This is a genomic window from Pseudoalteromonas sp. '520P1 No. 423' (genome assembly GCF_001269985.1).
Lineage (GTDB): Bacteria > Pseudomonadota > Gammaproteobacteria > Enterobacterales > Alteromonadaceae > Pseudoalteromonas.
The window spans coordinates 2,550,392-2,561,644 of the sequence record NZ_BBZB01000001.1; the positions used below are offsets into that span (position 1 = coordinate 2,550,392).

Consider the following 11,253-nt stretch of genomic DNA (forward strand, 5'->3'; position numbering starts at 1 on the left):
GGGTTTTATTAGATGCAAGGATACAATAGTACTTCTTGATCATATTTTATATAATTATCAGAGAGTATTTTAATGAGTTCAACCTCATCATTACATTTCAAACGCTTATTAAGTTATGTCAAAAAATTTAAAGTTGTCGCTGCTTTTTCTATTTTTGGCATGTTAGGGTATTCAGCAATGGATGCTTTATTTATTCAACTTATGCAACCATTTATAGATTTAGGTCTCAGTGGTGAAAATACAGAACTTAAATCAGAAACTTTGTCGATGGCACCAATGATTGTCATGTTATTAGTATTTTTTAGAGGGTTATTTAACTACATATCAAGCTACAGCTTAAGTTATGTTGGCTCACAGGTCGTAAGAAGTTTGAGGCAAGAGATATTTGAGCATATGTTACATTTGCCTGTTTCTTTTCATGATAAACACTCTACTGGTAGTTTAATTTCTAAAATAACTTTTGATACTGAACAAGTTCAACAAGCTATAACCAAAGGCATGTTAATTTTAGTCAGAGAAGGTGCTTTTGTTATATTCTTACTTGCAGGTATGTTTTATGTTAGTTGGAAGCTGTCGCTTATATTTCTCATTATTATGCCGTTAGTGGCCATTGTTGTTACGATAGTTTCAAAACGCTTTAGAAAAATATCAACTAATATTCAAAATGCGATGGGAGATGTTACCCGTAGCTCCGAGCAAATGCTAAAAGGACATAAAGTAATTCATAATTTTTCTGGGCAAGAAATTGAAATTGAAAATTTTTCAAAAGTGAATAACAAAAATAGACAACAAAGAGTCAAAATGGATGCTACTAAAGCATTAAGTGTTTCTGTTATTCAGTTATTAGCTGCCAGTTCTATGGCTGTTATTTTATATTTAATGGCGCAACCTTCTATGGTTAATTCGATAACAGCAGGCTCTTTTACTGCATTATTAACATCAATGATGATGATGTTACGACCTCTAAAGCAACTAGCTAATGTGAACAGTGATTTTCAACGTGGTCTTTCTGCAGCAAAAAGCATCTTCGAGATCTTAGATACCCCAGTAGAAAAAGACACAGGTTTAAAGTCAATTTCAAAATCACAAGGCTTAATTGAAATTAAAGACTTAACTTTTGCTTATCCTTCAAAAGAAGAACCAGTCTTAAATAAGCTTAACCTAACTATACAGCCAGGTACGAGCATTGCTTTAGTTGGTCGCTCAGGTTCAGGTAAATCAACCATATCAAATTTATTACCGCGTTTTTATGATGTATCAACTTCTGGCAGTATCTTGCTTGATAAAGTTGCTATTGATGAATATCAATTAAAAGATTTAAGAGCACAATTTTCAATCGTATCCCAACAAGTTATTTTATTTAATGACACGATTAAGAACAATATTTGTTACGGGCATAAGACTGAGTTAACAGAACAACAACTTGTAGAAGTGTGTAAAAAAGCCCATGTTTGGGAGTTTGTAAAGGATTTACCTGAGGGTTTAAATACTATGGCAGGTGAAGATGGCGTAATGTTATCTGGTGGGCAGAGACAAAGAATAGCCATTGCACGTGCTTTAGTCAAAGATGCGCCTATTTTAGTATTAGATGAAGCAACATCAGCATTAGATACTGAGTCTGAAAAATTGATCCAGCAAGCATTAAGCGAGTTGATGCAAAATAAAACTTCAATCGTTATTGCACATAGGTTATCTACTATAGAAAATGCAGATCAAATCTATGTGATAGATTCAGGTAAAGTTATAGAGCAGGGAACACATACTGATTTACTGGCTATAGATGGTGCTTATGCTGGATTAAGCAAAATTCAATCCGGTGAAAACGGATGAGTTTAATAGAAAAAAGTTGGTATAAAAAACACTGGTATTTAAACCCTTTAACTTGGCTATTATTGCCTTTATCTTTACTATTTTGCTTGTTATCAAATTTAAGAAAAGTATTATTTAAATTAAAAATTAAAAAAACAATTACTTCACATGTACCTGTAATAGTTGTTGGTAATATTAGTGTAGGTGGCAACGGTAAAACACCTATGGTTATTTGGTTATGTGAATACTATAAAAAGTTGAATAAAAATGTTGTTGTGATCAGCAGAGGTTATGGCGGTACAAGTGAGTCATATCCCTGTGAGGTTGACCAGCACTCTTCGCCATACGAGTGCGGAGATGAACCTGTATTAATTGCAAAGAGAACACATTTCCCAGTAATTGTTGGGCCAAATCGTATTGAGAATATAAAACTAGCGATAGATAAACATCAACCTGATGTGATCATTTCAGATGATGGTATGCAGCATTATAAAATGGGTAGACAGCTAGAGTTGTGCATTGTTGATAGCAAACGTCAGTTTGGTAATGGACTTTTAATGCCAGCAGGTCCACTGAGAGAAACTAAAAGTAGATTAAAATCAATTGATTTAGTAATTGAAAATGGTGGTAATTCACCACTTCATTATGTACTAGAGCAAGGCGGTTTTTATCACGTTAAAGATAATAAACCTGCTAAATTTAAAAAAGCACAAAAAAGTGGTATTGCGGTATCGGCTATTGGCAACCCAGCGAGATTCGAAACTTCATTGACACAAGCTAATATCAATATTATAGAAAAACATCACTTTAGAGATCATCATAAATTTACAATTGATGATTTTACACATGATTCAAATATAAATATTTTCATGACAGAAAAAGATGCGGTAAAATGTAAGTCATTCGCAAAGGATAATTGGTATTATCTAAAAGTAGATGCCAAACCCAATGCTCTAACTCATGAAAAATTAATAAAATTACTTAATACGCTCACTTAAAAAGAGAAAAGAGAACCTTATGGCTTTTGATAAAAAACTATTAGAAATACTGGCTTGCCCTGTCACTAAAGGTAAATTGATCTTAGATAAAGAAAATAGTGAATTAATAAGTACACAGGCAAAACTTGCGTATCCAATCAATGATGATATTCCTGTTTTACTTGAGACTCAAGCACGAGAGCTTAGCCATGAAGAGATTGAAAAATGGCATTCGTAGTTGTCATTCCAGCGCGTTTTGCATCAAGTAGATTACCAGGTAAGCCTTTAGCAGATATCTGCGGTAAACCTATGATCCAACATGTTTATGAAAAAGCATGTCAGTCAGGTGCAAGTAAAGTTGTGATCGCAACAGACCATCAAGATGTCTTTAATATCGCTCAGGGTTTTAAGGCACAAGTTGTTATGACTAAAGATTCACATGAATCTGGCACTGAAAGACTTGCTGAAGTAGTAGATATTTTAAATTTATCTAAAGATACTATCGTAGTGAATGTTCAAGGCGATGAGCCGCTATTAGCCCATGAAAATGTTGACCAAGTTGCTGCTTTATTAGCTGATTCATCGGCACCAATGGCAACATTAAGTGTTGCTATTAATGAGGTAGAAGAAGCTTTTAACCCTAATGCAGTAAAAGTTGTTAGCGATAATGATAATAATGCACTTTATTTTTCTCGAGCAACCATTCCTTACGACAGAGAACGTTTTTTAGCGAATGATACAAGCAAAATAAAAAATAATGAAATTGGTGATTTTTATCAAAGACATGTTGGTATTTATGCTTATAGGGCTGGCTTTATTAATGAATATATCACACTTGATCCTTCGCCACTTGAAAAGATTGAAGCGCTTGAGCAGTTAAGGGTTTTGTTTCACGGTAAAAAAATAAAAGTTCAAACAGCTAAGATTACTCCTGAAGCGGGTGTTGATACACCAGAAGATCTAGAGCGTGTTGTCAGTTTTCTTACAGCTAAAAGTTCATAATATATATTGATGATAGAACAACTTAATATCCTTTATGATCATAAAGATTTTGTCATTTTTGTAAAACCGCCAGGTTTAAGTTTTCATAGTGAAGACGGTCCTGGCTTTGTTGTAAAAGCAGAAGAACAATTACAAACAAAACTATTTTCAGTTCATAGATTAGACAAGGTAACATCAGGCCTAATTATTTTAGCTAAAAATAAAGTTGCTGCCGCAAAGTTTACTGAGCTGTTTACAACAAATAGCCAGAATGAAAAACAAATTGAAAAGTTTTATATTGCATTAAGTACTCAAAAACCAAAAAAAAAGCAGGGTTGGATAAAAGGCGATATGGCAAAATCCCGTAGAGGTGCTTTTAAATTACTAAACTCGAATACAAATCCTGCAGTAACACGTTTTTATTCTTACTCAGTACAACCTGGAATTCGCGCTTTTTTACTTAAACCTTATACAGGTAAGACACATCAATTAAGAGTTGCCTTAAAAAGTTTAGGTTCTCCAATTTTAGGAGATGCACTTTACGCATGTAAAGAACAGACTGACCGAGTTTATTTACATGCATTTGCGCTGAGATTTAAGTGGAACAGTGAAACAATCCAACTGATAAACTGGCCTGAACAAGGTGAACACTATGTGTCTAATGAATTCAAAATGTTGAATCAAAACTTGTCACAGCCTTGGAATTTAGATTGGTAAGTTAACAAAATGAAGATAATAGTATGAATGAAAGTAGTAAAATGCGTTTTGGTGGAATTCAAAGATTATATGGTGAGCAACAAGCTGATTTACTGATGCAAGCTCACTTTTGTGTCATTGGTATTGGTGGTGTTGGCAGTTGGGTTGCTGAAGCACTCGCTAGAACGGGTTTAGGAAATATTACATTAATAGATCTTGATGATTTATGTGTAACCAATATCAATCGACAGATCCATGCGCTAACAGATACAATTGGAGAGTCAAAAACCGAAGCTATGTCAGCACGGCTCAAACAAATTAATCCTGAAATAAATGTCACTGAAATTGATGACTTTTTAACAACGGATAACTTATTTGAATATATCAATGGTTTTGATTATGTAATCGACTGTATTGATCAAGTAAAGGTAAAAGCTGCGCTAATTTATCATTGTAAACGCAACAAATTACCGATAATTACTATGGGTGGTGCAGGTGGACAAACTGATCCTAGTGAAATAAAATTTGGTGATGTTGCCAAGACAACAAATGATCCCTTACTGTCTAAAGTAAGATATTTACTTAGAAAACAATATAACTTCACTACAAATCCAAAACGAAAATTTGGTATAGACTGTGTCTTTTCTACGGAACAATTAGTTTATCCAAGTAAAGATGGTTCAGTATGTACTACTAAACAAAATGCTGATGGGTCTTTAACCATGGATTGTGCTAACGGTTTTGGTTCAGCAACTATGGTTACCGGTAGTTTTGCTTTCTTTGCGGCTTCTAAATCTATCAGAAAATATTTAGATAAACAATTAAGATCTGTGAAGTAAAAATTACGGATTTAAAATTTAGCGCTATAATTAAATAACACCTTTAGAACCAAGGTTTTATATTTTATAAAATATCATCTGTTATTTTTTATTTTTCGCTAATGAGTCTATTAACGATACCATTCTTTGATTTAGCTTTGTGGTTTGATGAAACTTAGTTGAAGCCAATAACTCACAATTTACTTTGATTGCGGGAGATAAAAATATATCCCCTTGCTCATTTAATTTTCCAAAATAAAAAATTTTACACAATGCTATCAAGGACAAGGTTATTTAACATCATGGAAATTACAAAACGATTTCCCTAAATCCCTGATAACTAGTTTTATTGCTCATTGCTTATATAATCAAGGCTTTTCATTAAAAGATTATAAACACATGAAAATAAAAGGAAGTGATCATCAAGCACTTGTTTATCAATTAGAGCTAGTGATAAAGTAACTGAACTTAATTTAATAAAGTTCATCACCGTGAAAAACAATTTATCTGAGCAAGCAGTAAATCGTATTGCTTATGTTTTATCAAAATCTATCTCAGACTTTGATCAACATACATTTAAAACACATGCCTTGTTAGGCTTAGATAACCTAGAGTTGAAACAGCGGGTAACACATTTAATTCACGTTATGCATATTTTTTTACCTGATGACTTTGAGACAACGGCTGAAATTTTATTATCTGTAAAATCAAATTGGGACTATGGTGATCCAGATGATAGTTATAATAGTTTCGCAGCTTGGCCAATGATAGATTACGTCAGTACTTATGGACTAGCGCATAAAGAAACGTCATTAAATTTACTAAAAAACCTCACATGTTTATTTTCATCTGAATTTGCAATCAGACCATTTATTGTTAAGTATCCAGAATATTGTTTTGAACAGTTTAGAATATGGATCAATGATGAAGATGAACATGTTAGGCGACTGGTATCAGAAGGTACAAGACCTAGATTACCTTGGGGCTTGCAACTTAAATCATTTATAGTCGATCCTACTCCCAACCTAAATTTATTAACACATCTGAAGTCAGATCCCAGTTTGTATGTAAGGCGATCGGTGGCAAATCATTTAAACGACATTGCAAAGGACAATCCCGATGTTGTTATTAAAGTATGTAAACAATGGCAAAAACATAAACTAAATAAACAAGAAAAATGGGTTATTCGGCATGCTACACGTAGTTTAGTAAAAATGGGTAATGAAGATGTGTTCAGATTACTCGGTTATACTGATAATCCACAAGTGAAAATTAAAGACTTCAAGTTAAACAATCATAAAATAAATAGAGGAGAAGACTTAAATTTTGATTTTAACTTAACATCACACAGTAATAGAAACCAAAAAATTGTTGTCGATTTTGCAATTCATTTTGTTAAAAAAAATGGTAAAACAACTGCAAAAGTGTTCAAACTAAAATCATTCACGATAGAGGCAAAAGCTGATGTGGATTTATTTAAGAAACATTCGTTTAAGGAAATATCGACAAGAAAATACTATATCGGCACACATAAAATAGAAATATTAGTTAATGGACAAACAAAGGCAACAAAACACTTTGATCTGATATAAGTTCTGTTAAACTGCGGACAAAATTAGTGTAGGTGGAGTAATATATGGGTTTTTCAACCTTAGGCATAAACGAAGATTTATTAAAAGCAGTAGTAGCACAAGGCTATAAAGAACCAACACCTATACAGGCTTCAGCTATCCCAGCAGTGTTAAAGGGTAAAGATGTTATGGCCGGAGCTCAAACTGGTACTGGAAAAACAGCTGCTTTTGCTTTGCCACTATTACAAAAGACTATAGAAAACAAACAACAGAACCTTGTAATAAAAACATTAGTTTTGACACCAACACGAGAGTTAGCGCAACAAGTACATAATAGCTTTGAAACTTACGCACAATTTACTGATATAAAATCTACTTTAGCCTACGGTGGTGTCAGTATAAAAACACAAGTAAAAGCGTTAAAAGCAGGTGCTGATATATTAGTTGCAACGCCTGGTCGCTTATTTGATCATATTGTAAATGGAACAGTAGATTTAAGTCATGTTGAATATTTAGTATTTGACGAAGCAGACCGTATGCTAGATATGGGTTTTATTGATGAAATTAACAGGATTTTAAAACGACTACCACCTAAGCGCCAAACATTATTATTTTCAGCGACCTTCGACGAAGCGATTTTTAAATTAAGTAAAACATTACTTAAAAATCCTGAGTTGATAGAAGTTAACGAAAGAAACAAAGCGACTACACAAGTGGAGCAAGTTGTATATAATGTTGATGCTGATAGAAAAAGGGAATTAGTATCTCATTTAATAGGGTCTAAAAATTGGCAACAAGTTTTGATTTTTACACGAACAAAACAAGGAGCGGATGAGCTTGCTAAAGAGATGTGTAAAGATGGGTTAAAAACACAATCAATTCATGGTGATAAATCTCAAGGTGCACGTGAAAAAGCATTATTAGAATTTAAATCGGGTAAAACTCGTGTATTAGTTGCTACTGATGTTGCCGCGCGAGGTTTAGATATTGAACAACTCTCGTACGTTATTAACTATGAACTACCTTATATAGCAGAAGATTATATCCATAGAATAGGGCGTACAGGTCGCGCAGGGAGTACTGGATTAGCAATAAGTTTATTAAGTCCTGACGAAAATTGGTTGTTGGAAGAAGTCGAAGCTGTGTTAAAAGATCGCCTTCCACAACAATGGCTTCCAGGTTATGAACCTGATTTAACAAAAAAACCAACTAAGGATGACTTTAAAAATACTCGTTCAGCTCAAAAACGCAGAACCAAAAAACGTGCAAGTGGTGAAAAAACAGGTAATAATAGAAGAAGACGTTAATATAAGTTCATAAATAAATGATGGTCTTATAAGCTGTCATTTATTTTATCTTTATCAACCGCTTCAAATGGTTTTGACCTTATCTCATCAAGACCATATTGTCATTTATCTTTTAAAACTTTAAGTAAACTGATAGCTATACTATGATTATGTGGTGCAATTTTTAATACCTGTGATAAAGAATTTAGAGTAGGGCGCATTTTATTCTTTTTATAAAATTCAACTGCCATGGTATTTAATTATTAGGTGCAAAATGAATTTCAGTTCTTTCTTCGCTTTCTTGCTCAATAACAGACTCTTCTCTTTGGCCAAGATCATGAAATATCTTAACTTTATCTAAATTTTCTTCAATAGAAAGTCTTAATCTTTAAGCCATTGATTTTTCGTATTTTAAAGCATAAAGTCGCGCTTTTAACCACAATAATCGCTTCTTTATACATAGTTATATCATCATAGTCATGTCCAAGGGTTTACATAAATGTATCTGTTTGGTTTTAAGATACTGAAAGATTTTTCATCTGTTACTGTTGAAGCGTAATCAACTCCATCTCTTATCACATTTAGCTGAAGTTCAGGATTGTCATGAATAGAATTTTTTTCATATTTAGCCATGTTTTTTATTTCTTTCAATATTTATTAGGGCCAATTCAGTCGCTTTCTTAATTTCATCGTAAGCAAATCATACTCTTCATATCTCTACATGATATTGTGCTAGTAGATCATAAGTTACACAACGTGTATCAGGTTGACTAATTAGTGTTTCTAACAAATCCAAATTCAAAAAAACTACGTCTCAAAGTATTACGGATAAGAAGGTTATCATCAATGATTAAAACATGCAGTTTACTAAAATTTGAAAGTTCATTAAGCTCATCCGTATAATTTAAATTCAAGAAACCAAGCAAAAATATAAAATTCTTATATAAACTATAGTATTAAATAACAAAGTAGGCGTGTTTATTTGAATATATTTAGGTGATTAGCTTTATGTAAACACTTTAAAATCTTATTTAACATAACATGAATTATAGGCCATTATATATATCTACTGGCATACTAATAGTTAGTACTCTTTTGTCAGATATGCTGATTTGCTTAACACTGTTAAAATGTCCAGTACTAGACAGTATCGGACATTTTGATGTTTTAATATTATATAATAATCATTATCTTGAGCTAATTTTATTCTTAGCTTAATATAAAAATAATTATCGTTTGATGTATAAATTTATGAATTCAATAATAAACTCAGTATTAAATGACATCTCATCAGTTATTTTTGGTAAAGAAAAACAAATTAAATTAGCCATATCTTGTTTATTAGCGCAAGGCCATTTGTTGATTGAAGATTTACCAGGCATGGGAAAAACATCTTTATCACATGCATTAGCAATCTCTTTAGGCCTTTCATATCAGAGGATCCAGTTTACAAGTGATTTATTACCATCCGATATCATTGGTACATCAATCTTTGATATAAAAACACAAGCATTTAGCTTTCATAAAGGCCCTATCTTTAATCAAGTTATTCTCGCTGATGAAATAAACCGTGCAGGCCCAAAAACTCAAAGTGCATTATTAGAAGCCATGGAAGAAAATCAAGTTAGTGTTGATGGACATAGTTACTTATTACCACAACCATTTTTTGTGATCGCAACGCAGAACCCCGTTCATCAAGCCGGTACTTATCCTTTACCTGAATCACAATTGGACAGGTTTTTAATGCGTATTACACTTGGTTACCCGGGAATTGAAGCTGAAAAAAAGATAATTCTAGGAATTGATAACAATATAAACAACATTAAAAAAAGTTTAAAAGAATATCAATTCAGAGACTTACAAAATATAGTGAAATCAGTAAAACTCAGCGAACCAGTTCTTGATTATATTTTAGCATTGGTTAACCACAGCCGATTAGTTGGGCGATATCCCATGCCTTTATCACCTAGAGCCAGTATAGCTCTGAGCCGTGCAGCTCAAGCATGGGCATTTATAAATGGTCGAGATTTTGTAACGCCTGATGATGTTCAAGCTATATTTCCAAGTGTTGTTGAACATCGACTAAATGTAAATTCGGGTATAAACCAAGGAGATCTTGCATCAGAGTTGCTAAAAGAAGTTAAAGTGCCAGTTTAGATGAAATCAATATTTAACGAATTTAAAAACAAACTAAATCAATTTATCAATAATACATTGTTAAAGCGTAAACATAATAAAAGCAATTTAGTTTTAAAACATCATAATATTTATGTTGTTCCCACTAAGTTTGGATTATCTTTTTTATGTTTTAATATTTTGATTTTTATTTTAGGAAGTAACTATCAAAACAATCTTATTTTATTAAGTGCATATTTATTAATATCATTTTTTATTATTAGTATTTTGCAGAGTTATTTTAATTTGATGAATACGCAAATAACGTTCTCTTCTGCAGAAGATGGCATTGAGAAAACAGGTTATAATTTATCATTTTTGATTTCAAATCCAAGTATGGCATATAGTTTAATAATTCAGTCTCAAAATAATGAAACACTCATTGAAACTATCAGTAAAGATCATAAAAATATAAAGATACAAGTTGCTGGCTTAAAACGTGGGAAGCATAAAGTAGCCCGATTAAAAATATTATCTCGTTATCCATTTGGATTGATGTCTGTATTTAGCTATAGTATTTTTCCAAAAACGGTATATATCTACCCTACTCCATTGCCAATAATATCACATGGTATGACCTTATCAGATCAAGGCGATCAAAAAGATGATCTTTTTGTCAAAGGATCTAATGAGTTTTATGCTATTAGAGAGCATCAAGTTGGCGAAGCTTTTTCACGAGTTTCATGGAAACACTATGCAAAAACGCAACAATTTTTGGTAAAGGAATTTACAGAATCTTACTCGGGTGATTTTATTTTTAATTTATCAGATATGCCTGGAGATTTTGAAACTAAGTTAAAACATTTAAGCTATTTATTGTATCAAGCCCATCATGATGAATTAACTTTTGGACTCAACTTGCCTAACTGTAAAATACCCGCTGAAAAAGGTTTTCATCATTTAGAATTATGTTTAAGAGCGTTAAGTGAGGCATAATAAA

The 11,253-nt window shown here is 32.4% G+C and carries 10 protein-coding genes; all 10 read left to right on the top strand.

What is annotated here, in order from left to right; all coding sequences use genetic code 11:
* Positions 1-72: 72 nt before the first annotated feature.
* The 10 genes from msbA to PSA_RS11655 all read left to right on the top strand — a co-directional run bounded on the left by msbA (position 73) and on the right by PSA_RS11655 (position 11,249).
* Positions 73-1,830, top strand: a complete 1,758-nt coding sequence (gene msbA / locus PSA_RS11610; RefSeq protein WP_042144365.1) for a lipid A export permease/ATP-binding protein MsbA — start codon at positions 73-75, stop codon at positions 1,828-1,830.
* Positions 1,827-2,807, top strand: a complete 981-nt coding sequence (gene lpxK, locus PSA_RS11615) for a tetraacyldisaccharide 4'-kinase (RefSeq protein ID WP_042144363.1) — start codon at positions 1,827-1,829, stop codon at positions 2,805-2,807. Before msbA ends, lpxK begins: the two co-directional genes overlap by 4 nt.
* Positions 2,808-2,826: 19 nt before the next feature.
* The gene (locus PSA_RS11620; RefSeq protein WP_042144360.1) at positions 2,827-3,024 is read left to right on the top strand and encodes a Trm112 family protein; all 198 of its coding nucleotides are present in this window, start codon (positions 2,827-2,829) and stop codon (positions 3,022-3,024) included.
* Complete coding sequence (kdsB, locus tag PSA_RS11625) at positions 3,012-3,788, top strand: 3-deoxy-manno-octulosonate cytidylyltransferase (RefSeq protein WP_042144358.1); 777 nt, start codon at positions 3,012-3,014, stop codon at positions 3,786-3,788. Before PSA_RS11620 ends, kdsB begins: the two co-directional genes overlap by 13 nt.
* Positions 3,789-3,797: 9 nt before the next feature.
* A complete protein-coding gene (locus tag PSA_RS11630) occupies positions 3,798-4,484 on the top strand; it encodes a TIGR01621 family pseudouridine synthase (RefSeq protein ID WP_042144357.1) in 687 nt (228 codons plus the stop codon).
* Between the two features lie 23 nt (positions 4,485-4,507).
* Positions 4,508-5,302, top strand: a complete 795-nt coding sequence (tcdA, locus tag PSA_RS11635) for a tRNA cyclic N6-threonylcarbamoyladenosine(37) synthase TcdA (RefSeq protein ID WP_042144355.1) — start codon at positions 4,508-4,510, stop codon at positions 5,300-5,302.
* 470 nt (positions 5,303-5,772) lie between these two features.
* Positions 5,773-6,873: a hypothetical protein gene (locus PSA_RS11640; RefSeq protein ID WP_052379916.1), complete on the top strand. Its 1,101-nt coding sequence runs from the start codon at positions 5,773-5,775 to the stop codon at positions 6,871-6,873.
* A gap of 44 nt (positions 6,874-6,917) precedes the next feature.
* Entirely contained in the window at positions 6,918-8,159 is a 1,242-nt protein-coding gene (locus PSA_RS11645; protein WP_042144351.1) for a DEAD/DEAH box helicase, read from the top strand.
* Between the two features lie 1,230 nt (positions 8,160-9,389).
* Complete coding sequence (locus tag PSA_RS11650; RefSeq protein WP_042144348.1) at positions 9,390-10,295, top strand: MoxR family ATPase; 906 nt, start codon at positions 9,390-9,392, stop codon at positions 10,293-10,295.
* Positions 10,296-11,249 (top strand): DUF58 domain-containing protein, encoded by a 954-nt coding sequence (locus tag PSA_RS11655; RefSeq protein WP_042144345.1) that lies wholly within the window; start codon positions 10,296-10,298, stop codon positions 11,247-11,249.
* The last annotated feature ends 4 nt before the right edge of the window (positions 11,250-11,253 follow it).